At 62.1% G+C, this 26,202-nt stretch carries 30 protein-coding genes; 11 read left to right on the top strand and 19 right to left on the bottom strand.

Going from position 1 to position 26,202, the window contains the following annotated elements:
* Positions 1 to 16 precede the first annotated feature (16 nt).
* The 4 genes from ACSQ8R_RS11920 to lgt form a co-directional block, all read right to left on the bottom strand.
* A complete protein-coding gene (locus ACSQ8R_RS11920; protein ID WP_436253544.1) occupies positions 17 to 1,168 on the bottom strand; it encodes a M24 family metallopeptidase in 1,152 nt (383 codons plus the stop codon).
* Position 1,169: 1 nt separating this feature from the next.
* Positions 1,170 to 1,964, bottom strand: coding sequence for a peptidoglycan editing factor PgeF (pgeF, locus tag ACSQ8R_RS11915; RefSeq protein ID WP_436253543.1), 795 nt, complete (start codon positions 1,962 to 1,964; stop codon positions 1,170 to 1,172).
* A gap of 134 nt (positions 1,965 to 2,098) precedes the next feature.
* Positions 2,099 to 3,199: a class I SAM-dependent methyltransferase gene (locus tag ACSQ8R_RS11910; RefSeq protein WP_436253542.1), complete on the bottom strand. Its 1,101-nt coding sequence runs from the start codon at positions 3,197 to 3,199 to the stop codon at positions 2,099 to 2,101.
* 15 nt (positions 3,200 to 3,214) lie between these two features.
* Positions 3,215 to 4,039, bottom strand: a complete 825-nt coding sequence (lgt, locus tag ACSQ8R_RS11905; protein WP_436255451.1) for a prolipoprotein diacylglyceryl transferase — start codon at positions 4,037 to 4,039, stop codon at positions 3,215 to 3,217.
* A 221-nt stretch (positions 4,040 to 4,260) separates the two neighbouring features.
* On the opposite strand from lgt, the gene ACSQ8R_RS11900 reads away from it, so the two are divergent.
* The 4 genes from ACSQ8R_RS11900 to ACSQ8R_RS11885 all read left to right on the top strand — a co-directional run bounded on the left by ACSQ8R_RS11900 (position 4,261) and on the right by ACSQ8R_RS11885 (position 7,053).
* Positions 4,261 to 4,515, top strand: coding sequence for an accessory factor UbiK family protein (locus tag ACSQ8R_RS11900; RefSeq protein WP_037076291.1), 255 nt, complete (start codon positions 4,261 to 4,263; stop codon positions 4,513 to 4,515).
* Between the two features lie 867 nt (positions 4,516 to 5,382).
* Entirely contained in the window at positions 5,383 to 5,883 is a 501-nt protein-coding gene (locus ACSQ8R_RS11895) for a YbjN domain-containing protein (protein WP_046631097.1), read from the top strand.
* Positions 5,883 to 6,701 (top strand): pyrroline-5-carboxylate reductase, encoded by an 819-nt coding sequence (gene proC, locus ACSQ8R_RS11890; RefSeq protein WP_436253541.1) that lies wholly within the window; start codon positions 5,883 to 5,885, stop codon positions 6,699 to 6,701. The genes ACSQ8R_RS11895 and proC overlap by 1 nt, the downstream gene beginning before the upstream one ends.
* A gap of 10 nt (positions 6,702 to 6,711) precedes the next feature.
* Positions 6,712 to 7,053 (top strand): tRNA-binding protein, encoded by a 342-nt coding sequence (locus tag ACSQ8R_RS11885; RefSeq protein WP_436253540.1) that lies wholly within the window; start codon positions 6,712 to 6,714, stop codon positions 7,051 to 7,053.
* 27 nt (positions 7,054 to 7,080) lie between these two features.
* On the opposite strand, the gene ACSQ8R_RS11880 is transcribed toward ACSQ8R_RS11885, so the two are convergent.
* From ACSQ8R_RS11880 to ACSQ8R_RS11860, 5 genes are all read right to left on the bottom strand, one after another.
* Entirely contained in the window at positions 7,081 to 7,662 is a 582-nt protein-coding gene (locus ACSQ8R_RS11880) for a DUF1349 domain-containing protein (RefSeq protein WP_436253539.1), read from the bottom strand.
* Between the two features lie 19 nt (positions 7,663 to 7,681).
* A complete protein-coding gene (locus ACSQ8R_RS11875) occupies positions 7,682 to 9,061 on the bottom strand; it encodes an ATP-binding protein (RefSeq protein ID WP_436253538.1) in 1,380 nt (459 codons plus the stop codon).
* Between the two features lie 31 nt (positions 9,062 to 9,092).
* Positions 9,093 to 9,791, bottom strand: a complete 699-nt coding sequence (locus ACSQ8R_RS11870; RefSeq protein ID WP_436253537.1) for a response regulator — start codon at positions 9,789 to 9,791, stop codon at positions 9,093 to 9,095.
* 14 nt (positions 9,792 to 9,805) lie between these two features.
* Positions 9,806 to 10,282: a MarR family winged helix-turn-helix transcriptional regulator gene (locus ACSQ8R_RS11865; protein WP_436255450.1), complete on the bottom strand. Its 477-nt coding sequence runs from the start codon at positions 10,280 to 10,282 to the stop codon at positions 9,806 to 9,808.
* 244 nt (positions 10,283 to 10,526) lie between these two features.
* On the bottom strand, positions 10,527 to 11,174 hold the full coding sequence (locus ACSQ8R_RS11860) for a DUF1236 domain-containing protein (RefSeq protein WP_436253536.1): 648 nt from the start codon (positions 11,172 to 11,174) through the stop codon (positions 10,527 to 10,529).
* Positions 11,175 to 11,342: 168 nt separating this feature from the next.
* On the opposite strand from ACSQ8R_RS11860, the gene ACSQ8R_RS11855 reads away from it, so the two are divergent.
* Positions 11,343 to 11,549: a hypothetical protein gene (locus tag ACSQ8R_RS11855; protein ID WP_436253535.1), complete on the top strand. Its 207-nt coding sequence runs from the start codon at positions 11,343 to 11,345 to the stop codon at positions 11,547 to 11,549.
* A 70-nt stretch (positions 11,550 to 11,619) separates the two neighbouring features.
* The gene (locus ACSQ8R_RS11850) at positions 11,620 to 12,267 is read left to right on the top strand and encodes an MBL fold metallo-hydrolase (RefSeq protein WP_436253534.1); all 648 of its coding nucleotides are present in this window, start codon (positions 11,620 to 11,622) and stop codon (positions 12,265 to 12,267) included.
* 83 nt (positions 12,268 to 12,350) lie between these two features.
* On the opposite strand, the gene ACSQ8R_RS11845 is transcribed toward ACSQ8R_RS11850, so the two are convergent.
* Together ACSQ8R_RS11845 and ACSQ8R_RS11840 are read right to left on the bottom strand one after the other, a co-directional pair.
* Positions 12,351 to 12,566 (bottom strand): cold-shock protein, encoded by a 216-nt coding sequence (locus ACSQ8R_RS11845; RefSeq protein ID WP_003494703.1) that lies wholly within the window; start codon positions 12,564 to 12,566, stop codon positions 12,351 to 12,353.
* A gap of 528 nt (positions 12,567 to 13,094) precedes the next feature.
* Positions 13,095 to 14,045: an EAL domain-containing protein gene (locus tag ACSQ8R_RS11840; RefSeq protein ID WP_436253533.1), complete on the bottom strand. Its 951-nt coding sequence runs from the start codon at positions 14,043 to 14,045 to the stop codon at positions 13,095 to 13,097.
* 216 nt (positions 14,046 to 14,261) lie between these two features.
* Between ACSQ8R_RS11840 and ACSQ8R_RS11835 the strand changes: the two genes are divergently transcribed.
* From ACSQ8R_RS11835 to ACSQ8R_RS11825, 3 genes are all read left to right on the top strand, one after another.
* The gene (locus tag ACSQ8R_RS11835) at positions 14,262 to 15,464 is read left to right on the top strand and encodes a pyridoxal phosphate-dependent aminotransferase (protein ID WP_436253532.1); all 1,203 of its coding nucleotides are present in this window, start codon (positions 14,262 to 14,264) and stop codon (positions 15,462 to 15,464) included.
* A gap of 100 nt (positions 15,465 to 15,564) precedes the next feature.
* The gene (locus ACSQ8R_RS11830) at positions 15,565 to 15,846 is read left to right on the top strand and encodes a type II toxin-antitoxin system Phd/YefM family antitoxin (protein ID WP_436253531.1); all 282 of its coding nucleotides are present in this window, start codon (positions 15,565 to 15,567) and stop codon (positions 15,844 to 15,846) included.
* The gene (locus ACSQ8R_RS11825) at positions 15,843 to 16,235 is read left to right on the top strand and encodes a type II toxin-antitoxin system VapC family toxin (protein ID WP_436253530.1); all 393 of its coding nucleotides are present in this window, start codon (positions 15,843 to 15,845) and stop codon (positions 16,233 to 16,235) included. Before ACSQ8R_RS11830 ends, ACSQ8R_RS11825 begins: the two co-directional genes overlap by 4 nt.
* 42 nt (positions 16,236 to 16,277) lie before the next feature.
* Here the strand turns inward: ACSQ8R_RS11825 and ACSQ8R_RS11820 are convergent, their stop codons facing one another.
* From ACSQ8R_RS11820 to ACSQ8R_RS11805, 4 genes are all read right to left on the bottom strand, one after another.
* Entirely contained in the window at positions 16,278 to 17,504 is a 1,227-nt protein-coding gene (locus ACSQ8R_RS11820) for a PQQ-dependent sugar dehydrogenase (RefSeq protein ID WP_436255449.1), read from the bottom strand.
* Positions 17,505 to 17,736: 232 nt separating this feature from the next.
* Complete coding sequence (locus tag ACSQ8R_RS11815; protein ID WP_436253529.1) at positions 17,737 to 18,150, bottom strand: DUF3597 domain-containing protein; 414 nt, start codon at positions 18,148 to 18,150, stop codon at positions 17,737 to 17,739.
* Positions 18,151 to 18,256: 106 nt separating this feature from the next.
* On the bottom strand, positions 18,257 to 19,375 hold the full coding sequence (locus tag ACSQ8R_RS11810; protein WP_436253528.1) for a 5-methyltetrahydropteroyltriglutamate--homocysteine S-methyltransferase: 1,119 nt from the start codon (positions 19,373 to 19,375) through the stop codon (positions 18,257 to 18,259).
* 169 nt (positions 19,376 to 19,544) lie between these two features.
* Positions 19,545 to 20,648, bottom strand: coding sequence for a calcium:proton antiporter (locus ACSQ8R_RS11805; protein ID WP_436253527.1), 1,104 nt, complete (start codon positions 20,646 to 20,648; stop codon positions 19,545 to 19,547).
* 232 nt (positions 20,649 to 20,880) lie between these two features.
* Here ACSQ8R_RS11805 and ACSQ8R_RS11800 point away from each other — a divergent pair, with 232 nt between their 5' ends.
* The gene (locus tag ACSQ8R_RS11800; RefSeq protein WP_345925110.1) at positions 20,881 to 21,144 is read left to right on the top strand and encodes a DUF2188 domain-containing protein; all 264 of its coding nucleotides are present in this window, start codon (positions 20,881 to 20,883) and stop codon (positions 21,142 to 21,144) included.
* Here ACSQ8R_RS11800 and ACSQ8R_RS11795 read toward each other — a convergent pair.
* The gene (locus ACSQ8R_RS11795) at positions 21,141 to 22,058 is read right to left on the bottom strand and encodes a LysR family transcriptional regulator (protein ID WP_436253526.1); all 918 of its coding nucleotides are present in this window, start codon (positions 22,056 to 22,058) and stop codon (positions 21,141 to 21,143) included. The genes ACSQ8R_RS11800 and ACSQ8R_RS11795 overlap by 4 nt on opposite strands.
* Before the next feature lie 95 nt (positions 22,059 to 22,153).
* Between ACSQ8R_RS11795 and ACSQ8R_RS11790 the strand changes: the two genes are divergently transcribed.
* Positions 22,154 to 23,164, top strand: coding sequence for an NAD-dependent epimerase/dehydratase family protein (locus tag ACSQ8R_RS11790; RefSeq protein WP_436253525.1), 1,011 nt, complete (start codon positions 22,154 to 22,156; stop codon positions 23,162 to 23,164).
* A 54-nt stretch (positions 23,165 to 23,218) separates the two neighbouring features.
* On the opposite strand, the gene ACSQ8R_RS11785 is transcribed toward ACSQ8R_RS11790, so the two are convergent.
* From ACSQ8R_RS11785 to ACSQ8R_RS11775, 3 genes are all read right to left on the bottom strand, one after another.
* Positions 23,219 to 24,340 carry an alkene reductase gene (locus tag ACSQ8R_RS11785; protein WP_436253524.1) on the bottom strand — a complete coding sequence of 374 codons (1,122 nt, stop codon included), beginning with the start codon at positions 24,338 to 24,340 and terminating at the stop codon, positions 23,219 to 23,221.
* A 39-nt stretch (positions 24,341 to 24,379) separates the two neighbouring features.
* Entirely contained in the window at positions 24,380 to 24,676 is a 297-nt protein-coding gene (locus tag ACSQ8R_RS11780) for an ArsR/SmtB family transcription factor (RefSeq protein ID WP_436253523.1), read from the bottom strand.
* Between the two features lie 616 nt (positions 24,677 to 25,292).
* Entirely contained in the window at positions 25,293 to 26,189 is an 897-nt protein-coding gene (locus tag ACSQ8R_RS11775) for a LysR family transcriptional regulator VtlR (RefSeq protein ID WP_436255448.1), read from the bottom strand.
* Positions 26,190 to 26,202 lie beyond the last annotated feature (13 nt).

Raw genomic sequence — 26,202 nt, 5'->3', positions numbered from 1 at the left:
CTGATTTTCGCGGCGTTCAGCGCTGAATGAGCTCCAGGGTGTGGCGGGAAAGCGGCTGCGGATCGCCTTCGGTCGTCAGGTAGGTGTGGCCGAGGGTCATGGCGGCGCCGCTGTCGGAATCCATGATGATCATGTGCACGAACAGCGTCATGTCCGGCAGAATCTCCTGCGGATTGCCGAAGTGGAACATCTGGTGCTCCATCCAGGAGGGCGAGAAACGCGCCCCGAGCGAATACCCGCAGGCGTTGAGGCGGTGGCGCGACAGGCCGCGCTCGTCGAGAATGCGGGCATGGGTGTCGAAGACGTCGCCGAAGGTCTGGCCGGGCCGCAGGACCTCCTCGATCGCCGTGATGGTTTCCAGACAGGCCTTGTGAAGCTCGCGGTGGCGAGGCGACGGTTCACCGACGATGACCGTGCGCATCATCGCCGCGTGGTAATGCGCGGCCGTGCCGGCCCATTCGAGCGTCAGCTGGTCGGTCGCGTCGAGCTTGCGGCGGCCGGCCTTGTAGCGGCAGAGCAGCGCGTCGACGCCGGAGCCGATGATGAATTCGTTGGCCGGGTAGTCTCCGCCACCGAGAAAGACGGCACCTTGCATGGCGGCGAGGATTTCCGCCTCGTCGCCGCCTGCCTTGATCAGCGGCAGCGCCGCATCGAGCGCGTCGTCGGCAAGCTCGGCGGCACGGCGGACAAAGGCGATTTCGGCCGGGCTTTTGACGAGGCGCAACGTGCTGACCAGGTAGGAGGCATCGCTGATCTGGCCGAAGGTGGCGAGCTGGTTGTCGATGAGCCGGGCGACGCGGCCGGTCATGCCGTGGGTATCGTATTCGACGCCGATCCTGGCGCCGAGCAGGTCCATGTCGCTCAACAGGTTCTTGAGGTCGAGCGTCGGATCGGCATTCACCCGGTCTACCCAGACGCTGATGTTCTCGACGATCGAGGTGTGGCGGGCCTGGCGCAGGTCGGCGGAGCGGGTGAGCAGCGTCATCGAGCCATCGACCTTGACGATCAGCGTCTGGAAGAAGCAATAGCCGAACGTGTCGTAGCCGGTCAGCCAGTACATGCTTTCCTGCGCGAAGATCAAAAGCGCATCCAGCTTGTCGGCGCGCATCTTCTCCGTCAGCCGCGTCAGCCGGTCGGCGTATTCGCTCCTCTCGAAATGCAGTGCCATATCAATTCTCCCGAAGTGCGATTGCTGAAATCTGACGGCCGTAATCCGGCTCCTTGGCATGGGTGGTGCGGCGGTAGGAATAGAACCGTTCCGCATCCGGATAGGTATCGAGGCCGAGGCTTTCGGCCCGCACCCCTGATGCCCTCAACCGGCTGACGGTCAGCGACGGCAGGTCGAACATGGAATGCCCCGCCTTCGATGACGGTGTGAAGAAAGCTTCGTAGGATGGATCGTGGCTCAGGAACCGTTCGACGAATTCCGGGCCGACCTCGTAACTCGCCGGACCGATCGAGGGGCCGAGCACAGCGGTGATGTTTTCGCGCGTCGCGCCCAGCGAAAGCATCGCCTCGATCGTGTTCTCCAGCACGCCGGTCAGCGCTCCCTTCCAGCCGGCATGGGCGGCGCCGATCACGCCGTTTTCGCCGTCCGCAAACAGGATCGGGCCGCAATCGGCCGCAAGCACGCCGAGCGCCACGCCCGGCGCGCTCGTCACCATCGCATCGACCTTCGGCCGTTCGCCGGCATAGGTCTCGTCGATGACGAAGACGTCGGGGGAATGGACCTGGTGCACGGTCGCGAGTTTTTCGAGCGGCAGGCCGAACCAGGCAGCAACGCGGGCGCGGTTCTCGGTGACCCTCTCGCGGTCGTCGTCCGAGCCGATACCGACGTTGAGGCCGGCATAGAGGCCTTGCGAAACGCCGCCCTTGCGGGTGAAGAAACCATGGCGGATACGGGCGCCGGCCCTGTCGTTCAACAGGGGGCTCTCGATCGGCTCCGGCAAGGGTCTGTCCTGCATCGGGGGTTTCTATCCTGTTGATTTGACGGGGTTTTGTGCGGGCTCTTCGAAATACGCCCGCTGCTTCGATCTAGGGCGAGAGTGGCGCAAGAAAAGGGCGGATGTCAATCGGTTGATGAATTGACGGCCGCTGTTTACTCCACCGACCGGAACGGCATCAGCTTCAATGCCGGGCTCGATACGGCGATGACTTTGAAGAGTTCGCCCATCTTGCCGGCACCTTCTCCGGCAAGCCGGTCGACGGCGGCGGCGATCAGGCGCTGCTCGGTTGGCTCCTTGTCCTTGGCAAGCGCGGTCGCCCGCTCGGCAAGGCCGAGGCCGAACAGGAAGTCGCCCTGGTGCAGGCCGCCGTTCAGGTGAACGCCCGTGGAGACGGCGATGCGCGCGAGGTCCTCGAAATCGACATGGCTGGTCAGATCCGCTTCGCCGGGATGAGCGAGCGGCGGATCATAGTCATGCTGGCGGACCGCCTGCAGCGTATCGCCGAAACCGGTGACCAGATGGCCGTAGTCGATGATCAAAGCCGTGCCGCCGAAGGTCCGCAAGCGTTCGCACAGTGTGAGCATCACCGCCTGTCGGGCCGGCGACAGTTCGAAGATGGTGCCGTCGGGAATGCCGGCGACGGGCGAGGGCAGCTGCTGCGGATCGAGCGTCGCCACGCCGGCGGCAAAGCCGAGTTCGTCCTCGGCGGTCAGGCCGACGAGGCGTTCGCGAAAACCGGTCGGCGTCTTGACGAACTGGCGGATCGGGATCGCGTCGAACAACTCGTTGGCGGCGATCAGCGTAAAACCTTCGGGAATGTCCTCGAAACTGTCGTGCCAGGAGATCTTGGTGGAGAAGGCCTCGAGCGTGATGCGCTGGACGCCGCGCAGGCGTTCGCTGGTCTCGACCAGGTGCACGTGCAAGTCTTCGAAAAACCGCGGCGCGATGCGTTTGATCACCCGCAGCATGTCGGCCATCATCGTGCCGCGGCCAGGACCGATCTCCACCAGCCTGACGCCCGTGGGCGCGCCGTGCTGCTGCCAGGCATGCACCATGAAGACGCCGATCATCTCGCCGAACAACTGGCTGATCTCCGGCGCGGTGATGAAATCACCGTGACGGCCGAAAGGCTCGCGGGTGCGATAATAACCGTAGTCCGGGTCGGCGAGGCACAGCGCGAAATAGTCGGTGACGCTGATCGGGCCGGTGGTCCGGATCAGCGTCTTGATCTTTTCGGTGAGGGGGGTGCTCAACGGGCGCGCCTCCCCTCAGGCCTTCGCCGCGGACGTTACCGCCGCGCGGGCACGGACAATGGCCCAGAGGCCGGCGGCGATCATCGGCAGCGACAGGATCATGCCCATGGTCAGCCAGTTGGTGCCGAGCAGGTAACCCAGTTGCGCATCCGGCTCGCGGAAGAATTCCACGAAGATGCGGCATAGGGCGTAGCCGATGACGAATGCGCCGGCGATGGTCCCCGGGACCTTCAGCGCCTTGAACCGGAAGATCATCAGCGCCAGCACCAGCACGAGCACGATGCCTTCGAGGCCGGCTTCATAGAGCTGGCTCGGGTGGCGCGAGAACGGACCGCCGGTCGGGAAAACGACGGCCCAGGGCGCGTTGCTGAGGCGCCCCCACAGTTCGCCGTTGATGAAATTGGCGATGCGGCCGAAGAACAGGCCGAAGGGCACGACCGCCGCGACCGTATCGAACATGCTCCAGACGGGAATGGCATTGCGGCGGGCGAAGATGATCATCGCGATCGTCGCGCCGATGAAGCCGCCGTGGAAGGACATGCCGCCGTTCCAGATCTCGATCGCGCGGATGGGGTTCGCGACCACTGCCCCCATGTCGTAGAACAGGATATAGCCGATGCGGCCGCCCAGCACGATACCCGCCGCGACCCAGACGAGGAAGTCGTCGAGCTGGGCGGCCGTGATCGGCGACTGGCCGTCTCTCCACAACGAGCCGTTCGCCGCCAGCCGGCGCGCATAAAACCAGCCGAGCATGATGCCGGCGACATAGGCGAGCCCATACCAATGGACGGCCAGCGGGCCGATGGAGAAGGCCACCGGATCGATATTGGGGAACGGCATCAGAGCGAAAAGATGAAGCGCTTCGTACAAATTACAGGGTTCCCACCTATTGGCATTTCGCGGAACATGGCGGTGCGGCCATCCACGGTCAAGGTGAATCTAAGCGAGTGCTCATGCGAACGGTGGATGATGCTTGCAAGCGGGCCGCACAGGCCCTACTTGATCCCTATGGACATTCGCCGGCCCGGATTGCCGGCCAGACGATATGGGAGTTCAGGACCATGGCAACCGGCACAAACCGCATTCTCGACGACTTCGCGCGGCTGATGACCGATGCCGCCGGTGCCGCCCAGGGGGTGCGCAAGGAAGTCGAAACGGCATTTCATGCCCAGGCCGAACGGTTTCTCAACAATATGGACGTGGTCAAGCGCGAGGAATTCGAGGCGGTCCGCGAAATGGCAGCCCGCGCCCGCGACGAGAACGAAGCGCTGAAGGCGCGGATCGAAGCGCTGGAAGCAAAGCTTTCGGGGCAGTGATCCGCGTTTCCCGGGGATGACCTTTGTCTCTCCCGTAGGATATGGCGCTCGGCTTTTTAGCTAAGGTGCTGTTTTCCTTCCTCTCCCCAAGGTGAGAGGAACATTTCTTACCGGAATGTCTTCCCCGCCCTTTTGACCCATGCCTACAATCCCCCCGCTTCCGTCGCCGGAGTGTTTCGCGAGACGTTCGCGGGCAGGCGGGGGCCGGCGCCCTCATTCGATACGTAACGTGCGGGGAAGGTGAGGGAGGTGAAAGCCATGGCGGTGTTGTCTTCAGATGAAGCCGCCTATCAAGCCTCCCCCTGGCCGCCGGGCCGGGTTCGGTTGAGCCGTCCAAGTGGCAAGCCCGTCCCGAAAGGAGGGGCGTGAACGAAGCCACGCAGCGGGGCGAGGTGATCACCTGTAGGGGCCGGAAGCCCCGAAAAGACGCCGAAGGCCACGCGAATGCGGAGCCACTTAATTAAAATCCATTTGAGGTTCCGCATTCGTGTGGGCTCTCCGATCGCACCGTGCCGAGCAGATTTTCGGTGCGGGCGCAGGTGTTGAAACCAAAAAAATGATGCCCTGTGGACACATTCAAAAAAGCCAGTGTCCAGAGTCGCTTATGACTCCGTTCTGATCTCCGTTGCGAACAAGTTTGGAGTTTTGCCCATGTAAAAACCGAGGGAGGGGCTGGCAGCCGGACTCCGTCTAGGTACACTGATTTTAAAGGATGATTCGAAACGGCTTGGTAAGCTCCAGACAGGGTGACTGCGTTATTCTGGAAGCGTCGGACGATCATCGACAGTGTTGTTCCCGGTTAATTGTTCGCGTGTTTTGGCGTTTTACCGCACGAATTCGCATTCATCCCGGTCAAGAAGGTGCCGCATGACGCTTATGGAAATGGAAATCGAACGCCAGTCGAATCCGGTCGATATGATCGAATTCGTCGCTGCCTCGAACGATTGGACGTTCGAACGGTCGGGTGAAGATGAAATCGCCATGACCGTGGAAGGCCGTTGGACGGACTACCATGTTTCCTTCTCCTGGATGGAGGAGTTCGAGGCGCTGCATCTGGCCTGCGCTTTCGACATCAAGATCCCCGACGCCCGGGTCAACGAGGTCATCCGCCTGCTGAGCCACGTCAACGGCCAGGTGCTGATGGGCCATTTCGACGTATGGCGCCAGGAAGACGTGGTCATCTTCCGGCAGTCGCTGCTGTTGGCCGGCGGTGCCGAGCCCAACAACCAGCAGGTCGAAGTGCTGCTTTCGAGCGCGCTCGAAGCCTGCGAATCCTATTATCAGGCGTTCCAGTTTGTCGTATGGTCCGGCATGGAGGCGAAGGCCGCCATGGAAGCCGTTCTGTTCGAAACCGTGGGCGAATGCTGATGGCCTTGGGTCATTTGGGATCCATCATCCTGATCGGCGCCGGCAATATGGGCGGCGCCATGCTGTCGGGCTGGCTGAAGAAGGGCGTGCCCGGCGCGTACGTGACGGTGATCGACCCGTCGCCTTCGGACGCCATGAAGACGATGATCTCGGAAGCCGGCGCGCGTCATTCTCCGTCGGTGCCCGACGGCGCTTCCGCCGACATCCTGTTTCTTGCCGTCAAGCCGCAGCTCATGGATGCGGTTCTGCCGTCTTTGAAGTCTGTCGTCGGGCCCGGCACGGCGGTTGTTTCGGTCGCGGCCGGCAAGACGCTCGCCTATCTCGAAAAGCATCTCGGCCAGGCGGCGATGGTGCGTGCCATGCCGAATACGCCGGCGATGATCGGCCGCGGTGTCACCGGCGCCTATGCCAATCCCAAGGTCACCGATGCCCAGCGCGAAGCGGTGCAATCCCTTCTCAAGGTCAGCGGGCCGGTGGAATGGGTTTCAAGCGAAGCGGATATCGATGCCGTGACCGCCGTTTCGGGCAGCGGGCCGGCCTATGTCTTCTATCTCGTGGAGTGCATGGCGGAAGCTGGCCGCAAAGCCGGCCTGCCGGCGGACCTCGCCATGCGGCTTGCCCGGGAAACTGTCTCGGGGGCTGGTGAGCTCCTCCACCAGTCTCCGGACGACGCTTCCAGGCTTCGCCAGAACGTCACCTCGCCGAACGGCACGACCGCTGCGGCACTCGCCGTGCTGATGGCCGACGACGGCATGCAGCCACTGTTCGACAAGGCGATCGCCGCCGCGCGCGACAGAGCCGAAGAACTTGGTGCCTGAGTGAGTTCGAATGGCTGAAGACATCACCTATGGCGACTTCGAAAAGGTCGATATCCGCGTCGGCACGATCATCGAGGTCGAGGCTTTTCCGGAAGCCCGCAAGCCGGCCTTCAAGCTGAAGATCGATTTCGGACCCGAGATCGGCATCAGGAAATCGTCGGCGCAGATCACCGTGCATTATACGCCGGAAACGCTTGTCGGCCGGCAGGTGCTCGGCGTCGTCAATTTTCCGCCGCGGCAGATCGGGCCGTTCCGCTCGGAAGTCCTGACCCTCGGCTTCGAGGACGCAGACGGCGCGATCGTGCTTGCCGCCGTCGAGCAACCGGTGCCGAACGGCCGGAAGCTGATGTGACCAAGCGCTGAGGCGCGGTGCAGGCCGTCAGTGGATATCGCGGCTTCCGACATCGGTGAGGCTGAACGACCGGAATTCGACTTCGAAGCCTTCGCGTTGCGGCGAGCAGAAGGTGATGCCGACCGAAAGTTCGGCGAGCTCGGGCGGGAAGAAAGCGAGCCGCGCCATGCGCCAGTCCGGCTGCACGTCGGTGCGGTACTGGACGAAGAGGGCGTCGCCCATGCGGGTGACGCGGACGGAGATTTCCTCGAAATCGTCGGTCAGGCGGAAGGCGGACCAGTCCGAATGGCCGTTGGTTATCACCACGCTGAAATGCGGGGCGCCGTCGGTGAATTCGATGCCGCATTTCATCCAGTGTTTTTCGTCGTGACGGACCATCAGGCCGGCCTGGTCGTAGAGTGCCTCGTAGCGGCCGACGAAAGACGTTTCGGCCGTGAAGTCGCCATTTCGCGTCCGATGGAGGAAGTGGCCGCTGTCGCGGTGAAAGCCGTAATAGGTGCCCTGCCAGAAATCGGTCTCCAAGCCGGAGCGGGCGATCAGGCTGCCGTTCTCCTCACGGCTTTCCGGTCGCGGGTTCAGCCAGGTCATGTGGGAAACGTCGATCGGCATCGGATCCTCGAAAGAATGATCAGGCGGGGACGCGCACGACGGCGCGCAGGCCGCCGCGGGGGCTGTCGGCGAGGGTGACGTTGCCGCCATGGGCGCGGGCGATATCGCGGGCGATCGCGAGGCCGAGGCCGGTGCCGGACGCATTGAGGTTGCGCGCCTCGTCTAGCCGGTAGAACGGCTTGAAGACGTCCTCGCGAGATTGCGGCGGAATGCCTGGACCGTCGTCGTCCAGCGTCAGCGTCAGCCACTTGGCGCTATGGCGTGCATCCACATGGAGCGTCCTGGCGTAGCGCTCGCTGTTGGACACAAGGTTGCCGACAAGCCGGGCGAAGGCATTCGGCCGCACCGCGATCTCGTCCTCGCCGTCGATCTCGTAGGTCATGGTCTTGCCGTGCAGCGCAAATTCCGTCCGGAGCTTTCCAAGCAGTTCGCTCAACCGCAGTTCGCCGAAATCTTCTTCCGCTTCGCCCTTGGCGAAGGCGAGATAGCCTTCCAGCATCGACTGCATGTCATCGACGTCCTGGCTCATGCCCGCCAGTTCCGGCTTGTTGCCGGCGAGCGCCAGCTGCAGCTTGAAGCGGGTGAGGATGGTCCTCAAGTCGTGGCTGATGCCGGCGAGCATGGCGGTGCGCTGTTCCATCTGCCGCTCGATGCGCTCGCGCATCTGGATGAAGGCAAGGCCGGCGCGGCGGATTTCATCAGCGCCGCGGGGGGCGAAACCGTCGGTCTTCTGCCCCTTGCCGAAGCTTTCGGCGGCGCGCGCGAGCGTCAGGATCGGCCGGATCTGGCCGCGCAGGAAAAGGATGGAGATGATCACCAGAACGAAGGCCGCCCCGATCATCCAGACGAGGAAGATATGGGTGTTCGAGGCATAGGTGGAGCCGCGCCGGACGAAGACGCGCAGCACCCTGGTATCGAACTTGATGCGGATCTCGACAAGCCGGCTGTCTCCGATCGTGTCGATCCAGAAGGGCATCTGGATCTGGCGGGTGATCTGGTCGGCGAGGATGTCGTCAAGGATCTCGAAGAACGGGCGCGAACGGGGCGGCGGCAGCTGGCCGTTTTCCTCGACCGCGATGGTGAGGTTCAAAGCGTCGCTGGCGATGCGGCTGATGGCATCATAATTGCTGTCCTGCGGATAGGCCTGGATCACCTCGATGATGCCGGCGATGTCGCGCACCGTGCTTTCCGAAAGGCGTTCGGTCACCATGCGCCAGTGTCGTTCCATGAAGACGGAGGCGACGATGCCCTGCAGCAGCAGCATCGGCAGGATGACGATCAGAAGCGAGCGGGTGTAGAGGCCGGTCGGCAGGCGGCGGCGCAGCCAGCGGGTCATCGGGCGCCAGCCCGGCAAAGTCAGCCGGTCTATGTCGCGCTTCAGAGGGTCGAAAAGTGCCATCCTGCCTTCAGCCTGTGCCGGTCTCTCCCGGCTAATCGATACTCAGCCTGTATCCGATGCCGCGCACCGTCTGGAGATAGACGGGGTTGGCCGGATCCTCCTCGATCTTACGCCGCAAACGATTGATCTGCACGTCGATCGTGCGCTCGCCGACCTCCGCATCGTCGCCGATCAGTTCGTGGCGGGGAATGGTGTCGCCGGCGCGCAGCGCAAACAGCAGCATGATCTCCTGTTCGCGGTCGGTCAGCCGGATGGTCTCGGCGGCCTTGCGCAGCTCCTTGCGCGGAATCGAGAAGGTGAATGGGCCGAACATGATCTGCTCGATCTTCGGCGTATCGGGCGAGGTGCTGCGGCGCAGGATGTTGTTGATGCGCAGCACCAGTTCGCGCGGATCGAACGGTTTCGAGAGATAGTCGTCGGCGCCGGCTTCGAGGCCGGCGATGCGCGATTCCGATTCGGCGCGGGCCGTCAGCAGGATCACCGGGACCGTCTTGTTCCGGTAAAGCGACTGGGTGAGCGAAATGCCGGATTCGCCGGGCATCATCACGTCGAGAATGATCAGATCGAAATGCAGTCCTTCGAGCTTGCGGCGGGCTTCGGCGGCGTCGCCCGCGACAGTGATGCGAAAACCCTGTTCCATCAGGTAGCGGTTCAGAAGATCGCGGATACGCGTGTCGTCATCGACCACGAGAAGATGGGGCGCATCGTCGGAAGGGGGCAGTGTCGTCATCTCAAAGGTCCCACTTAGTCCATGTCGCTGTCGATAGGCTCGAGGCTTTCGTCGCGGCCGCGCATGCGGCGCAGGAATTCCTTGACCGAGGCCCGCGTGTCCGGAGTCAGCTCCTCCATGGCGCGAGCGATACGGCGCGATTGCGGCTCGGAAAGGGCGAGCGCCAGTTCACGGCCTGCAAGGGTCGGATAGAGCCTGCGCTGGCGACGATCCTTGGCGCCGGCCATCTGGCGAATATAACCCGATTCGATCAATTGCTTGAGGACGCGCGCGAGGCTCTGCTTGGTGATCTGCAGCGTGTCGAGAAGGTCGGTGACCATCATGCCCGGCTGGCGGGAGACGAAATAGACGACGCGGTGGTGGGCGCGGCCCATGCCGATCTTGGCGAGGATCGCATCCGGATCGGACACGAAATCGCGGTAGGCGAAGAAAAGCAGTTCGATGGTCTCGAAGTCAATCTGGGCTTCGTCGACTGCCGGCATTGCCGGCATGACCTTCTTGACGGCTTTTCCCGTCGATGCGCGCGACACTCGCGTTTCCTTTCCCTTTGCGGCTGCTTGCCCGAGGGTCCGAAGATCTTGGGGCCGAAGCTCTTGTTGCTGATCTCGCACTCTAACCTGACGCACGCCATAAAGCGCGAACAGGCTGAACAATCAACAGCATTTGTTGGGGAAAGCGGGGGGCTGCGAGCCACCGTATAAGGGCGCTGCCGAACAGCGCCCTTATCGATGGAGTTCAATCGTAGATGTGGACGATACGGCGCGTGCCGGGATCGACGAGAACCTGGCGGTCGTTGACCACGACGTAATCGTAGTCGTAGTCCGGCACTTGCTGAATCACGACCCCGGGCGGCAGCGTCGCGCCGATCGCCACTTCATTGCGGACATAGACCGGCTGGACCGGGTGCTCATCGATATAGCTGATGACGGTTTCCGGCGGTTCGATGGCCTCGACCGCACCGACCGGGCCGAGCAGGATATCGCCCGGAGCCGGAACAGGGGCCGGAGGAGCGACGCTCGCCGTGGTCTCATAGGTGACGGACGGCACCTCGTACTGAGTGCGGTATTCCTGTACCGCCACCGCAGAGCCGTTGTGGAGGATGGTGAGGTATTCCGCATAGACCCAGCCGCGCATGCCGTTGACGTCGATGCGGCACCATTTGCTGCCCTGCAGGCAGCCGTCCATCATCGCCGGGCTGCCGCGGGTGGCCATCCCGATCTCCGGATAGTTCTGGCCTGGACCGGAGCGGACGGTGATGTCCGAGGCGGTCGTCGTGGTCATCTGCGCCTCAGCGGGCAGGGCGAGTGCCGAAAGGACGGCGCCGAGGCCCAACCATGTCAGGTTCCGCCACTTCAATTCCGGGCATTTCAACCAAGTCGTCATGGTTTTTCTCCTCATGTTGACTGGCGGGGTAACACCCGCATCCCCCGGTGGTTCCGCCGAATGCGGGTGGATTCTGCAAGCTGTGGCGGGGGTGCCACAGATATAAAAGGGAACGGAACCTTTATGCCGCCAGCACATTCACCCCGCCATAAGCACCGGAGAGATCCTATGACGAGCCCGACCATGACCAGCCAGACCTTTGCCGCACTGCCCCCAATGACGATGGAAACATCGAACCCGGTCAATCCGCTCAAAAGCGTGCTGGTGATGGTTTTTGCGCTGAAGATCGTGGTTGCGGCCTTCCTGATCGCCACCGTCTCGCTCGCGCCGCCGGTTTCTGCCGGCCTGCCTTACACGACCGTTGCCTCGAATTGATCTTTTCGGCTGAAATGCCCGCCGTTTATCGATATACCGCGGCAAGCATCATCGTTCAGGCCGAGGCATCATGGGCAAGTTACAGGCCGGTATCATCCCGGTTACGCCGTTCCAGCAGAACTGCACGATCCTCTTCGACGAGGAAACCAAGCAGGGCGTTGTCGTCGATCCGGGCGGCGACGTGCCGACCATTCTCAAAGTGGTCGAGGAAAACGGCATCGCGCTGAAGGAAATATGGCTGACCCACGGGCATATCGACCACGCCGGCGGTGCCGATGAACTGCGCGAGGCTCTCGGCATCCAGGTGGTGGGGCCGCATGAAGCGGACTTGCCACTGCTGCAGCGCCTGGAGACGCAGGCGGAAAAATTCGGGGTCAAGATGGAGGTGCGCAACGTCTTGCCGGACCGCTGGCTCAACGAAGGAGACACGGTTTCGTTCGGCGAGCATGTCTTCGAGATTTTCCATTGCCCCGGCCACGCGCCGGGCCACGTGATCTACTACAACCGCGCCCAGGGTTTTGCGCATCTCGGCGACGTGCTGTTCAACGGTTCGATCGGGCGCACGGACCTTCCGGGGGGAGATCACGATACGCTGCTCGCTTCGATCCGCGACAAGGTGCTGCCGCTCGGCGACGAGGTCGGGTTCATCTGCGGCCATGGACCAGGAAGCCGGATCGGCGACGAACGACGCACCAACCCGTTCCTCCGCGGTCTCTGAGGTCGAAACCGCGACAGCTTATGATCAAAAAAAACCCGGCATCTCTGCCGGGCTTCAACTCGAAACAGTAAGCCTCGAAAGGCTTAACCGGCGATCTGCAGATTGACGGCCTTGGGGCCTTTGCCGCGACGATCCGGTTCCGTGTCGAAGCTTACTTTCTGGTTTTCAGACAATCCGGACAGGCCGGAAGCCTGTACGGCAGAGATATGGACAAAGATATCGGCGCCACCATTGTCAGGCTTGATAAAGCCGAAGCCTTTGTCGGTATTGAAGAATTTTACAGTGCCAGTTTCGGCCATGCAGCAGGTCCTTTTCTCTCTGTCCGTGTTCAGCGGCGGACAGCATCACAGTGTAGCCCCGAAGGGCGGCGGCAGGCAGCTTTAAGAAAGGGTCCCTGTCTTTACCGCGATGACCGGCAGGAATTGCTTTGAAATCTCCGCCCCCGGCCTACCGCCCGAAGTCTTGGCGCCTTCGGAGCGCGTCATTATAGGTCTTCCCATGCTCGTAAATTGCCCGAACATGCACAGAGTGCTGTGTTTATCGAAAATTGGCAAGAAAAAGTTTTTTGAACTGTTGCCACAATGAGAAATTGTAAATCGTCAGAACGCCTGAAAATGCGGGCTTTGCGGCATTGCCGATGCCTTGTGAACGCAAATCCATCGCCGGCAATGCTTCCTTAACCCTCTTCTGTGCCGATTTGGCGCAAATGCCGCGAAAAGAAAAAAATTCGTCGTATGTGGGTTTCGCAGCGCGTCGGGATGTCTACATCGCGCCCGCCGGGCTGCAGGGCAGGGGGGCGCCCAGCGAAAGATTGCCGTTTTCGCGTATTATTCGCCGCTGGATTGCCGCCGGCCGAAGGTGCGGGCGGGCTTGGCGAATGTCGGCTTGGCGACGACGGGAGGAAGAACCGCTGCGGCTGGCCGGGCGATGCCGAGCGTGATTTCGCTGCCGGGCGCCTGGAGCGGCGCGAGGTCGAGAAGGCTTTCCGGGAAGCTCTCGTTGAATGTCGTCGGCGCGAGTTCGGGCCGAGCCAGGGCGTAACCCTGCATCAGCGGCACGCCGAGTTCTTCGCAGAGATCCACCTGCCACAATTCCTCGAGCCCTTCGAAGATCGGCTCGATATCATCGTCGAGCATCTGCCGGACGATGACGCGCAGCAGCGCGTAACCGGCGGAGTTGTCAAGGAAGTCACGGACCCATGCGGCCTCGAATTTCACATAGTCCGGCTTGATGCGCTTCAGCCGCTCGAGATCGGAATCGCGGGCGCCATAGTCGTCGATGGCGATGCGGAAGCCGATCGCCTGCATATGCTCGGTGAAGGCGACGACGGTATCGTCGGCAGCGCCGGACCTTTCGGAGATTTCGCAGACGATCCGATCCGGGGCGAGGCCGGCCTCGTGGCTGGCGACCTTGATGCGATCCACTTCCTGGCGCATTTCCTGGGGCGTGCGGAAGAGGCCGGGATGGAACTTGACGAAGATCCCGGCGCGGGACCGGTTGAGCCGGCCGGTGTTCAGGATGTGAATGGTGCGCAGGATACTGTCGACATCAGCCATGTCGATCGGTGAAACGAGCGGAAAAAACTCGGCCGGCGAGACCGGTTCGTTATCGCGGGAGGCGCGCAGCAGGCCCTCGAAAGCTTCGATTTCAAGGCCGGTTTCCGGGCCTGAGCGAAAGATCGGCTGCAGCGCGGATTGCAGCAGGAAGGGGCCGTAGACGGTGGAGAACGACCCATTGTCGCTGCGAACCAGATTGGCGAAGATGCTTCTTGGCGTCATGCCCGTGCCCGTCGATTTCCGTTATCCACCCCTCCTGATTGTAGCAGCCAAGGGTTACGCGGCTGTAAACAAGGTTTTGAAGGTTTTAATCAGCTTCTTTCATGGCTCACATTCAAGCTTTGTGCTTGAAACGGCGTCATAGTTTAGACATAGAGCGTACGGGCGGTTTTCGGCGCGCGATGCCGCCGTGTTCAACAGCTCTTCAGGACGAAGATTATGGCCTTTCTTGCCGACGCCCTTTCCCGCGTAAAGCCCTCCGCCACCATCGCCGTTTCCCAGAAAGCCCGCGACCTCAAAGCAAAGGGCCGCGACGTGATCGGGCTTGGCGCCGGCGAGCCGGACTTCGACACGCCGGAAAACATCAAGAAAGCCGCCATCGACGCGATCAATCGCGGCGAAACCAAATATCCGCCGGTTTCCGGCATCCCGCAGCTTCGCGAGGCGATCGCCAAGAAATTCAAGCGCGAGAACAATCTCGACTACACGCCGGCCCAGACGATCGTCGGCACCGGCGGAAAGCAGATTCTTTTCAACGCCTTCATGGCGACCTTGAACCCGGGCGATGAAGTTATCATCACCGCGCCCTACTGGGTTTCCTATCCGGAGATGGTCGCCATCTGCGGCGGTACCTCCGTCATCATCAAGGCCAGCCAGGAAAACAATTTCAAGGTGACCGCGGCCGATCTCGAAAAGGCGATCACGCCGAAGACCAAGTGGTTCCTGTTCAACTCGCCGTCCAACCCGTCGGGCGCTGCCTATACCCATGACGAGCTGAAGGCACTGACCGACGTGCTCGTGAGGCACGAGCATGTCTGGGTTTTGACCGACGACATGTACGAGCACCTGACCTATGGCGACTTCAAGTTCGTCTCGCCGGCCGAAGTGGAGCCGAAACTCTACAACCGCACGCTGACGATGAACGGCGTTTCCAAGGCCTATGCGATGACCGGCTGGCGTATCGGTTATGCGGCCGGCCCGCTCGAACTGATCAAGGCGATGGACATGATCCAGGGCCAGCAGACGTCAGGCGCCTGCACGATCGCCCAGTGGGCCTCGGTCGAGGCGCTCAACGGCCCGCAGGATTTCATCCCGGCCAACAAGAAGATCTTCGAAGCCCGCCGTGACCTTGTGGTCTCGATGCTCAACCAGGCGAAGGGCATCGTTTGCCCGTCTCCGGAAGGCGCCTTCTACGTCTACCCGTCCTGTGCCGGCCTGATCGGCAAGACCGCGCCGTCGGGCAAGGTCATGGAGACGGACGAGGATTTCGTCACCGAGCTTCTCGAGACGGAGGGTGTGGCCGTCGTCCACGGTTCCGCCTTCGGCCTCGGTCCGAACTTCCGCATTTCCTATGCGGCTTCGGAAGAACAGCTCGAAGAGGCCTGCAAGCGCATCCAGCGCTTCTGCGCCAGCTGCAAGTAAGCAGACTGCGATCTTGAAAAGAGAGCCCGCCGGCGACGGCGGGCTCTCCTGCGTTCTGGCGGGCGTTGACCAAGGAGGCGGCCGGACATACATTTCCTCCATGAAAACCGTTTCTCTCCGCGAAGCTCAGGACCGGCTCGACGAACTTGCCCAGGATGTGGAGCAGGGCGAGACCGTCACCGTGACACGGGATGGCAAGCCGGTGTTTGATATCGTGCCGCATGTCGAGGCGCCGAAGCCGGTCGAGAAGAAGGGCGGTATAGATCTGGATGCGATGCAGGCCTATCTGCATGCCCGGGGTATCACCAATCCCGTTCCCTATATTGCGGATGATTTCGATGATCCACTGCCGGAAGATTTCCTGCTGAGGCCCTTGCCTTGACGAAACGGTGTCTTCTCGACACTCACATCATCCTCGCTATATTAAGGGCCGACACGCGCCTACGTTTTCCCAACATAAGCAAGCTGGTCAGTGCCGCGGATTTTTCCGGTTTCGCCAGCGTCGCCAGCCTCTGGGAGATCGCCATCAAGTCCCGCCTCGGCAAGCTTGATCCGGGCGTCCCGCTTGAAGACATGCGGATGGTCCTGGAAGGAGGAGGGCTCACCATCCTACCCATCGAGATCCCGCATGTCGTCACCGCTGCCGAGCCGGAGCCGGAAACGCGCGATCCGTTCGATCGTCTCCTGTTGGCGCAATGCCAAGTCGAGGGGCTGCAACTGGTGACCATCGACCGGGCGCTTGTCGGGCACCGGCTGGCGTTCAAATTCTAGGCGCGGCGGCGGTGCAAAACGCCGCCTTGCCCGAATTGCCCATCAGCTCTTCGTCAGCCGCAGGATCGTCGATTCCCCGCCGCCGCGCTGTTCGGTGACGGCGTAGACGGCGCCGTCGGGGCCGACCTTGACGTCGCGGATGCGGGCGCCGAGTGGTACGCGCTCCTCATAGGCGACCTTGTCGCCATCCATGTGGACGACCACGATGCCCTGGGCGACGAGGCCGCCGATCAGGAAGGAGTTCTTCCATTCGGGGATGGCTGCGCCGTCATAATAGGCCATGCCGGACGGCGCGATGACCGGGTCCCAGAAGTAGACAGGCTGCTCGGTCTCCTTCATGGCGGTGATACCCTTGCCGATCGGACGGCCACTATAGTCGATACCGTAGGTGACTTCCGGCCAGCCGTAATTCTTGCCGCCCTCCGGACGGTTCAACTCGTCGCCGCCGCGCGGGCCGTGTTCGACGGTCCAGAGGCGGCCCTGCCCGTCGAGGGTGGCGGACTGCAGATTGCGGTGGCCGAGCGACCAGATTTCCGGCCGGGCGCCCTGCCGGTCGATGAACGGATTGTCGGGCAGCGCCTTGCCGTTCATGTCGATGCGGAAGATTTTCCCGAGGCCGCTTGAGAGATCCTGGGCCTGGACGCGCGGCTGCGGGTCGGACCGCTCGCCGACGGTCACGTAGAGTTCCCGGTTCGCACCGAAGACGAGGCGCGAGCCGAAATGTTTGTTGCCGTCATAGCTCGGCATCTGGCGGAAGATGATTTCGAGGTTTTCCAGTCTGCCGCCGCCGCGGTCGTCGGGGACGAGTTTGGCCGAGGCGACCGAAGTACCGTTGCCGTCGTCACGCTGTTCGGAGAAGGAAAAGAAGATCGTGCTGGAGGTCGCGAAATCGGGGGCGAGCGCCACGTCGAGCAGACCGCCCTGGCCTCCGGAGAGCACTTTCGGCACGCCCTCGATTTTCGGTCCGGCTTCGCCTTCCTCGGAGATGATATGCATGGCGCCCTGCTTGGCGGTCACCAGCATGCGGCCGTCGGGCAGGAATTCCATCGCCCAGAGATGCGGCAGGCCGTCGGCGACCACTTCGTGGGTGATCTTCGGCATCCGGGCGGGCTGCGGGGCGCGCGTCTGGTTGGCAAAGGCCGGTTTCTGGTCCGGGGCGTTCGGCGCCTTGGTTTCCGCGGGCTGGCCGGCATTTTGCGCAAGAGCGGCGCCGGCAGCCAACGCGATGGAGAGGGCAGAACCGGTCAGGAGAAGACTGAGGCGTTTCATCATGAATTCCCTTTAGATGCGGCGGATGGACCGCCGAGGCCTGAAACGACACTCCCCCACGCGGTGAAAGAGTATCGACAAGGGCCTTCATCTAGGGCGTTCGTCGGCAAAGGACCCGACACGTCTCATTCAAGATTAGTTTATTGCCGCGTCAGGACTAAAAAGCCCGCCAAAAAGGGGCGGGCTTCCGGCATCGGAATGCGTGGCTGATCAGCCGGCACGATGACGCTGATCAGTCGGCGAGATCAGCCGGAACCTTGCCGCCGTTTTCGGCGAGCTTCTTCATCAGCGCCTTGTGGAGCCAGACGTTCATCGTTGCGGAGTCGTTGGTATCGCCCGTGTAATGCAGTTCGGCGGCCAGTTCCTTGCGGGCGGCCAGGCTGGAATCGAGGTCGAGCGCCTTCATCAGGTCGACGATCGACTTGCGCCAATCGAGCTTCTGGCCGCTTTTCTTGACGGCGGCGTCGAGGATCGGGGTGATATCAACCGGGGCGGATGAGGAGGCTGCGGCCGAAGGAGCAGGCGTGGGGCTTGCCATCGGTGCGGCGGAAGCGGAAACCGGGGCCGCCGGTTTTAGTGGTTCGGCGGGCGCCGCTTCGGCGTCGCTGCCCCAAATCGCGCTCTTGATCTTGTCGAAGATACCCATTGTCGTCGTCTCCCTGGGGTTAAATCCGAATAGGAAACTAATCCAAAACAGTAATTCCTCAAGTAGCGGCCGCGGGTTATTCCGCCCGCGGCCGATTTATCTCGGATCAGGCCGTGCCCCAGATGGCTTCGGCCGTCTTGACGACGAGTTCGAGCTTGCGCTTCTGGTCGTCCTCGGTGATCGAGTTGCCTTCCTCGGTCGAGGCGAAACCGCATTGCGGCGCGATGCCGAGCTGGTCGATATCGACGAACTTGGAGGCTTCGTCGAAGTGACGACGCAACGAATCGAGGCTTTCCAGTTCACCGGTCTTGGTGGTGATGAAGCCCGGATAGACGCGCTGCTTCGAACCCTTCTGGAGCAGGGAGAGCGGCTGCAGGCCGCCGGAGCGCTCGGTGTCGTATTCCATGAAGAACATGTCGACGCCGGTCTTGTTGAAGATCGCGTCGGCCGCCGCATCGTAGCCGCCTTCGGCAGCCCAGGTGGAGCGGAAGTTGCCGCGGCACATATGCATGCCGATCAGCATGTCCTTCGGCCGGTCCTTGATCGCTTCATGCATGGTTTCGGCATATTTCTGGATCAGCCAGTCCGGATCGTAGCCTTCCTCGCGCTTCATGGCGCGCTGCTTCTCGTCGCCGAGATAGGCGAAGTAGATGTCGTCCATCTGCAGGTAGCGGCAGCCGGCTTCGTAGAACTTCTGAACGGCCTTGGCATAGGTGCGGGCGAGAGCGGCGAAAAGCGCTTCCTGATCCTGATATTCCGGATAGGTCACGTCGGCGCGGGCGGTGCGGTAATGGGCGACGCTCGGGCCGGGGATGGAGATCTTCGGCGTCACCTTGGTGTTGGCGGCGAGGAACTTGAAGTGTTCCAGATGCGGGTGATCGTCCGGGAAGTCGAGCTTGCCGTTGATGGTCGGGAAGGTCGGCGGCAGCTTGACGCCATGGAAGGTGACGCCTTTGTGGGCCTCGCGGGTGACGAATTCCATGCCGTCGAGCAGGCCGAGGAAGTCGTAATGCCAGAAGTGGCGACGGGCTTCGCCATCGGTGACGACCTTGAGGCCGACGCTTTCCTGCAGCCTGACGAGTTCCCTGATGCCTTCGTCTTCGACTGCCTTCAGCTCTTCGGCGGAAATGCTTTTGTCTTCATAGAACTTCTTGCGGGCGTCCTTGACGGAGGCCGGACGCAGCAGCGAACCGACGTGGTCGGCTCTGTAGGGAGGTGTGGACATTTGAAATCTCCTTCATGCGCAACACGGTGGTCGCGCCCATTGCTGGACGACCGGCTGGCAAGCCGGCCTTCGCTGCGGCGGACACGACCATATTTCAGACATTGATTCAACCTCTTCCCGATCCGATTCCGTTCTCTCGTGCAAGCCTTTGATGCGGAATCTTTTTTGCTTAGAGGCCCAGCGCCGTCAGCATCACGAAGGTGGTGAAAAGGACGAAATGGGTCATGCCCTCGATGGCGTTGGTCTGGCCGTCGTTGAGGTTGATGGCAGCGACGACGAGGGTGATGGCGACCATCACCGTCTGCACCGGCGTCATCGCCATGACGAAGGGCTGGCCGCTGTAGAGCGCGATGCTTTCCATCACCGGCACGGTGAGGATGACGGTCGAGAGCGAGGCGCCCATGGCGATGTTGACGACGGACTGCATGCGGTTGCGGAGTGCCGCGCGCAATGCGGTCAGGATTTCCGGTGCCGCTGAAATCGCCGCGACCACGACCGCCGTCAATGTCACCGGCGCTCCGCTACCCTCAAGGCCGGCATTCATGAAGGCGGACATGAATTCGGCGAGGAAGCCGATGATCAGGACGCCGACAAGAATGACGCCGATGGAGATCGCCGCGGATTCGTGCTCGGCTTCGTGTTGCGGTGTCCGGCCGCCTGTTGCCGCCTGGGTGCGCGGATAGGTGTAGCTGAAGAAATAGCTGTGCGGGCCGACCTGCATCTTCAGGAAGACCGCATAGAGCGCGATCATCGCGCAGATCGTGAAGGCGGAATAATAGTGCCAGCGGTCGCCGGGGATGAATTCCGGGACGATCATGGAAATGCCCATGGCCGTCAGGATCATCACGCTGTAAGTGCGGCTGGAATCGTCGTTATAGGGCTGCTCGCCGTGGCGCAGGCCACCGAGCAGGGCAGCGAGGCCGAGGATGCCGTTGATGTCCAGCATGACCGCCGCGTAGATCGTGTCGCGAACCAGGGTGGGAGAGCTGGTATTGCCCATCATGATGGCGAGGATCAGCACCTCGACCGCCACCGCCGAAAGCGTCAGGATCATCGTGCCATAGGGATCGCCGACCTTGCGGGCGAGCACCTCTGCATGGTGGGCGACACGGGTCGAGGCGAGAATGATGATGCCGATCAGGACGGCGGCCGCGATCAGCGAAGCGGTCTGGCCGGCCTCCAGCACGGAATGTTCGACGGAATAAGCGATGACGCCTGCGGCCAGCGCGATGATGAGAGATCTTTCCTGCTTCAGCAGGGACAACAAACCCACATTACACTCCTGACCTTGGCCGATGACAATCTAACGCGGCAACCTGCGGCATCAAGCAAGGTTCCGTTTTCGCCCCGAGGATTTGCGGTCGGCGGCCTTTGATGCCATAATTTATGATGTGATTTGCGATGTGGCTTGGAACTTCGTGGCACCTTTTCAATTTTTCACCGCGGTGCCGCGACAGGATAAGGATCCGAATGGATCGAGGCAGCCGTGAAAGACAGGAGGGAGTATGACCAAGGTTACCTATAAAGTCGTGCCGCATGACGGCGGCTGGGCCTATCGCCAGGGCGACGTCTATTCGGAAACCTTTCCCAGCCATTCCGACGCCTTGCAGGCGGCGCGCATCGTTGCGGCCGAGCAGCAGGTCGGCGGGGACCCGGAAGAGATCAGCTGGCAGGACGAAAAGGGCATCTGGCACACCGAATACAGCGAGGGTGGAGACCGGCCCGAGGCCGAGGTCATGGATGGCGAGGAGGGGTCGACCACCCACTAGATGCGTGAGCCGCGGACATAGTCCAGCATGCCTTTGACGAGCGCGTCGAAGGTGACACGCCAGCGTGGAGACGATTTCAGGTTTTCATGCATGGCAATCCAGGTATCCAGCGGCAGTCCGAAAACATCGGGCAGCACCCGGACCAGATCCGGATCGCGTCTGGCAATGCCGACCTGGCAGATGCCGATGCCGACAGCGCCGCGGATCGCCGCCAGTTGCGCGAGATTGTTGTCCGCCCGGTAGCTCCATCGGATATTTTCGATATCGGGAAAGGCCGGAGACGTCATCCGGATACGGTCGGCAGCGGCGCGAACGAAGGCGGTGCGACGATCGAAGCCGATCAGCCGGTGGGTCGCCAGGTCATCGGGATCCTGCGGATAACCATGCCGATCCAGATAACGGCGATGGGCGAACAGGCCCAGCGGGATCTCGCCGATGTGGCGGGTGACGAGCGCATCCTGGGCCGGGCTTGTCATGCGCACGGCGATATCCGACTCGCGCCTTAAAAGGTCCTCCAGCGAATCCGAGAGTGACAGTTCCAGTTCCAGCCCGGGATGTTCGTCCTGGAGAGCCGCGAGGATGGCTGGGAGGATCTCGACGCCGATCACCTCGCTGGCGCTGATCCTCACCGTTCCCTTGACCGCGCCGATCTCCCTCGAGGCCAGCCGCTGCATGGCGGCGGTCGTGTTGGCGAGGTTTTCCGCATAGGGTTGCATCGCCAGCGCCGGCTCGGTCGGCAGCAGGCCCTGCTGCGAGCGGGTGAAGAGCTGGTAGCCGACGGCTTGTTCCAGCGCGTCGATATGACGCCCGACGGTCGGCTGGGTCAGGCCGAGTTCGCGCGCGGCGGCAGACAGCGAGCCGAGCCGCAGGACGGCGAGGAAGGTTCGGTAGAAGTCCCAGCTGATGTCATTCATTTTTGTATGGATGCCAAAAGTATTCTGTCAATTCCGTATATGGATGAAAGGCGCGATAGTCCAGCCATCGAAACCAGCCGGAAGGACTATCCGCAATGTCTGAGCACTCCACTTCAAAACCTGTCGCCCTGGTTCTCGGCGCTACCGGCGGGATCGGCGGCCATGTGGCGCGGGGCCTTGCTGCCCGCGGCTGGGCCGTCCGCGCCCTCAACCGGAAGGCGGGGGAGGCGGCGAAACGGGAACCTCGCTTCCACTGGCTCCAGGGCGACGCGATGAATGTCGCCGATGTTCGCCGTGCGGCGCAGGATGCCAGGCTGATCGTCCATGCGGTCAACCCGCCGGGCTACAAGGACTGGGAAAAGCTGGTCCTGCCGATGCTCGACAACACCATCGCGGCGGCCCGCGCGGTCGGCGCCCGTATCCTGCTGCCCGGCACGGTCTATAACTACGGGCCGGACGCCTTTCCCGAGATCACCGAGGAAAGCCCGCAGAACCCTGTGACGCGCAAGGGCGCGATCCGGGTCGAACTGGAGCGGCGGCTCGAGGTTGCGTCGAGCGAGGGCGTGTCGGTGGTGATCGTGCGGGCAGGTGACTATTTTGGCCCGGGTGCGGCCAATAGCTGGTTCGCGCAAGGGCTGGTGAAGCCCGGCAAGCCGATCAGGTCGGTCAGCCGGCCGAATGCCGGGGGGGTCGGCCATCAATGGGCCTATCTGCCGGATGTCGCCGAAACCATGCTGCGGCTGATCGACAGGGAAGCCGAGCTGCCGCGTTTCGCGCGCTTCCAGATGCGCGGTTTCTGGGACCGGGACGGCAGCGAGATGATCGCAGCGATTGGCCGGACCATCGGGAGCCGGGTCAAGGTGAAGGCATTTCCGTGGTGGCTGCTGAAGCTCGGCTCGCCCTTCGTGCCAATCTTCCGGGAGCTCGGCGAGATGCGCTACCTCTGGAAGGTGCCGGTGCGGATGGGCAATGACAAGCTGCTCGCCTTCCTCGGCGAGGAGCCTTCGACGCCGATCGATGACGCAGTTCGCACGACGCTTGTCGATCTCTGCTGTATGGAACCGAAAACAGCCGGGGCCGCAAAGCCGGCGGCGCTTGCGGCCTGAGCCATGTTCTTGAAAGGAAGGGGCCGCTTTCTGGCGACCCCTTCCGAAGTTCGATCAGGCGACTGCTTCGAGCGCCGGGTAGTCGGTATATCCCTTGGCGCCGCCGCCGTAGAAGGTGGACTTGTCGGCCTCGTTGAGGGGCGCATTGTCCCTGAAGCGCTGTACGAGATCCGGGTTGGCGAGGAAGAGCTTGCCGAAGGCGACCGCATCGGCATAACCGCTTTCGACGGCCCTGGAGGCGCTTTCGCGATCGTAGCCGTTGTTGACGAGCCAGCCGCCCTTGCCGCCGGCCTTGCGGTAGATATTCTTGAGTTCCTGGTAGTCGAAGGGCTTGTCGCCCTGGAAGAAGGCGCGGTCGCCGCCGGTCGCGCCTTCGATCACGTGGATGAAGGAGAGGCCGCGTGGGCCGAGCTGCTCGACCACATAGTTGAAGATAGCCTGCGGATCCGGGTCGCTGACGCCATTGGCGGGTGTTACCGGCGACAGGCGGATGCCGACGCGACCGGCACCGATTTCCGTGGTCACCGCATCGACGACTTCGAGCAGGAAGCGGGCGCGGTTTTCGATCGAGCCGCCGTATTCGTCGGTCCGCTGGTTGGCGCCCGACTTTAGGAACTGGTCGATCAGGTAGCCGTTGGCGCCGTGGATTTCGATGCCGTCGAAGCCGGCGTCAATCGCGGCGCGGGCGCCCTTGGCGAAATCAGCGACGATGCCGGCGATTTCTGAGTTTTCGAGCGCGCGGGGATCGGAGGTATCGGCGAAGGCGCCGCTGCCATCCGGATTGATGATGTAGGTCTTGCCGCCGGCAGGAATGGCCGAAGGGGCGACCGGAGCTGCGCCATTCGGCTGCAGGGAGACGTGCGAGACGCGGCCGACATGCCAGATCTGGGTGACGATCTTGCCGCCCCTGCGGTGAACGGCTTCGGTCACCTTCTTCCAGCCTTCGATCGCCTGCGGCAGATAAAGGCCCGGAACATCCGCATAACCCTGGCCCTGCTGGCTGACCGGCGTACCTTCGGTGATGATCAGGCCGGCGGTGGCGCGCTGTTCGTAATAGGTGACGTTGAGGTTGTTGGGGATCGCTTGTGGCGAGCGGTTGCGGGTCAGGGGAGCCATGACGATGCGGTTCGAAAGTTCGATATCGCCGAACCTGGTCGGATCAAAAATGCTGGCCATTGGAAATTCCTTATGCGGTTGGGAGGAGGCGGCCCGGATCTAGAGGGTCGATCGGAGCTCGTTCAGGAAGGCCGCGATGGTGTTCTCGTCGCGGTGGTAGAATGCCCATTGGCCAACGCGGTCGATTTTCACCAGGCCGGCCTTTTCAAGCGTCGAAAGATGCGCCGAGACCGTGGATTGGGAGAGGCCGCAGCGTTTTTCGAACTGGCTGGCGCAGATGCCCATTGCGAGCGGGTGCGCCTGATCGGAGAAATGGCGTTCCGGCTCCTTCATCCATTCCAGGAATTCGACCCGGGCCGGATGCGCCAGCGCTTTGAGAATTTCCGTCTTGTCCATCGTCGGGATCCAATATCGGAGTTTACCGATATATAGATCGTTCAAATCCGATTTAAAGGAGGCGGTTTGCGGAGAAACGAATGATTGTAAAAAAATGGGCCGCCGGATCGCTCCGAGGCCCAATAATTGTGAAGGTCAAAACCTCCAGAGGGGAACAGCCGGCACAGACGACAGAGACGTCGCCGAAGCGCGCCAGCTCAACCCAATATGGGGAGGCGGGTTTCGCTCGACAAGGGCATGGATGGGATATTGAACAGAAGTTTTGACGCGAAGCGTCACGGTGACACCCGGCGGACGGGTCGGGACGGAATTCCGGGCAAAAAAAGAGGGCCACTGGATCGCTCCAGGGCCCTATAAGTGTGAAGGTCAAAAAACCTCCAGAGGGGAACAGCTGCTGCGGCGGAACTGGGAGGAAAAGCCGCCATGTGCATCAGCTGTGTGCGATATGGTGGTTTTTTGTGCAGTGAACAATAGCCTTTTGTGCAGGCCAGCCATGCGCAGGTCGCAATGCTTTAATTTGATGCGCTCGGTGGTTACATATCAGGCGGCCGCAGAACCGCGAAAACCCTGTGATTTCCGGGCTTTTTCGGGTGGCTCCAGCCCAGGGAGCATGCCGTCAGAAGCTCCAGTTGCGGGCCTTGCCGACCACGAAATCGCGAAAGACTTTGAGCTTCGCGGCGTTCTTCATTTCATCCGGATAGCAGAAATAGGTGTCGAACGACGGGATGTCGGCATTGACTGCCAGCTGAATCAGCCCCGGGTCGCGGCCGACGATGTAATCCGGCAGGCAGGCGATGCCTATCCCGAGCAGGCAGGCGCGCTTGATCGAGGTCTGGCTGTTGATCTGCAGATGCGGCGTGCGGGTATTGTCCGACGACCGGCCGGCATATTCCAGCCAGTTGACGTCGAGCAGGTAGTTCGGCGCCGGTTCACCGAAGGTGATGATGCGGTGATTGTCGAGATCCTCGACCGACTGCGGCTCGCCATAGCGGTTGATATAGGAGGGGGCCGCATAGACATGCATGTGCACGGTGAAGAGCTTGCGCTGGATGAGGTCGGACTGCACCGGCTGGCGAAGACGGATGGCGCAGTCCGCATGGCGCATGTTGACGTCCACCTCCTCGTTGTCGAGGATCAGCTGGATCGACATTTCCGGATAGAGCTGCAGGAATTCCTGCACCTTGTCGGTAAGCCAGCCCTGGCCGAGGCCGACGGTCGTCGTCACGCGCAGCTTGCCGGACGGCTTCTCCGTCGTTTCGGTGAGCTGCATCTTCACCGTCTCGAGCTTCAAGAGCACGTCGTGGGCGGTGCGGTAGAGCAGTTCGCCCTGTTCGGTGAGGATCAGGCCGCGCGCGTGGCGATGGAAGAGTTTGACCCCGACATCCTGCTCCAGCGCGCTGACCTGGCGGCTGATCGCCGACTGGGAAAGATGCAGCTTGTCGGCCGCATGGGTGAAGGACCCAGCCTCCGCCGCCGCGTGGAAAATGCGCAGTTTATCCCAGTCGAGCGGCACACCCATCGTTCAT

This window comes from Neorhizobium sp. LjRoot104 (assembly GCF_964253725.1).
Classification (GTDB): Bacteria; Pseudomonadota; Alphaproteobacteria; order Rhizobiales; family Rhizobiaceae; genus Neorhizobium.
The sequence above is the reverse complement of the archived record's forward strand: the minus strand, read 5'-3'. Positions and strand labels throughout refer to the sequence as shown.

Coding starts and splice junctions, on each gene's coding strand:
- ACSQ8R_RS11815 (WP_436253529.1), bottom strand. CDS start 18,150: ATGGGTATCTTCGACAAGATCAAGAGCGCGATTTGGGGCAGCGACGCC.
- ACSQ8R_RS11880 (WP_436253539.1), bottom strand. CDS start 7,662: ATGCCGATCGACGTTTCCCACATGACCTGGCTGAACCCGCGACCGGAA.
- ACSQ8R_RS11895 (WP_046631097.1), top strand. CDS start 5,383: ATGACGCTTATGGAAATGGAAATCGAACGCCAGTCGAATCCGGTCGAT.
- ACSQ8R_RS11810 (WP_436253528.1), bottom strand. CDS start 19,375: ATGTCCACACCTCCCTACAGAGCCGACCACGTCGGTTCGCTGCTGCGT.
- ACSQ8R_RS11835 (WP_436253532.1), top strand. CDS start 14,262: ATGGCCTTTCTTGCCGACGCCCTTTCCCGCGTAAAGCCCTCCGCCACC.
- ACSQ8R_RS11875 (WP_436253538.1), bottom strand. CDS start 9,061: ATGGCACTTTTCGACCCTCTGAAGCGCGACATAGACCGGCTGACTTTG.
- ACSQ8R_RS11870 (WP_436253537.1), bottom strand. CDS start 9,791: ATGACGACACTGCCCCCTTCCGACGATGCGCCCCATCTTCTCGTGGTC.
- ACSQ8R_RS11785 (WP_436253524.1), bottom strand. CDS start 24,340: ATGGCCAGCATTTTTGATCCGACCAGGTTCGGCGATATCGAACTTTCG.
- ACSQ8R_RS11860 (WP_436253536.1), bottom strand. CDS start 11,174: ATGACGACTTGGTTGAAATGCCCGGAATTGAAGTGGCGGAACCTGACA.
- ACSQ8R_RS11885 (WP_436253540.1), top strand. CDS start 6,712: ATGGCTGAAGACATCACCTATGGCGACTTCGAAAAGGTCGATATCCGC.
- ACSQ8R_RS11855 (WP_436253535.1), top strand. CDS start 11,343: ATGACGAGCCCGACCATGACCAGCCAGACCTTTGCCGCACTGCCCCCA.
- ACSQ8R_RS11900 (WP_037076291.1), top strand. CDS start 4,261: ATGGCAACCGGCACAAACCGCATTCTCGACGACTTCGCGCGGCTGATG.
- ACSQ8R_RS11850 (WP_436253534.1), top strand. CDS start 11,620: ATGGGCAAGTTACAGGCCGGTATCATCCCGGTTACGCCGTTCCAGCAG.
- lgt (WP_436255451.1), bottom strand. CDS start 4,039: ATGCCGTTCCCCAATATCGATCCGGTGGCCTTCTCCATCGGCCCGCTG.
- ACSQ8R_RS11795 (WP_436253526.1), bottom strand. CDS start 22,058: ATGAATGACATCAGCTGGGACTTCTACCGAACCTTCCTCGCCGTCCTG.
- ACSQ8R_RS11820 (WP_436255449.1), bottom strand. CDS start 17,504: ATGAAACGCCTCAGTCTTCTCCTGACCGGTTCTGCCCTCTCCATCGCG.
- ACSQ8R_RS11830 (WP_436253531.1), top strand. CDS start 15,565: ATGAAAACCGTTTCTCTCCGCGAAGCTCAGGACCGGCTCGACGAACTT.
- pgeF (WP_436253543.1), bottom strand. CDS start 1,964: ATGCAGGACAGACCCTTGCCGGAGCCGATCGAGAGCCCCCTGTTGAAC.
- ACSQ8R_RS11920 (WP_436253544.1), bottom strand. CDS start 1,168: ATGGCACTGCATTTCGAGAGGAGCGAATACGCCGACCGGCTGACGCGG.
- ACSQ8R_RS11840 (WP_436253533.1), bottom strand. CDS start 14,045: ATGACGCCAAGAAGCATCTTCGCCAATCTGGTTCGCAGCGACAATGGG.
- proC (WP_436253541.1), top strand. CDS start 5,883: ATGGCCTTGGGTCATTTGGGATCCATCATCCTGATCGGCGCCGGCAAT.
- ACSQ8R_RS11790 (WP_436253525.1), top strand. CDS start 22,154: ATGTCTGAGCACTCCACTTCAAAACCTGTCGCCCTGGTTCTCGGCGCT.
- ACSQ8R_RS11865 (WP_436255450.1), bottom strand. CDS start 10,282: ATGCCGGCAATGCCGGCAGTCGACGAAGCCCAGATTGACTTCGAGACC.
- ACSQ8R_RS11800 (WP_345925110.1), top strand. CDS start 20,881: ATGACCAAGGTTACCTATAAAGTCGTGCCGCATGACGGCGGCTGGGCC.
- ACSQ8R_RS11845 (WP_003494703.1), bottom strand. CDS start 12,566: ATGGCCGAAACTGGCACTGTAAAATTCTTCAATACCGACAAAGGCTTC.
- ACSQ8R_RS11780 (WP_436253523.1), bottom strand. CDS start 24,676: ATGGACAAGACGGAAATTCTCAAAGCGCTGGCGCATCCGGCCCGGGTC.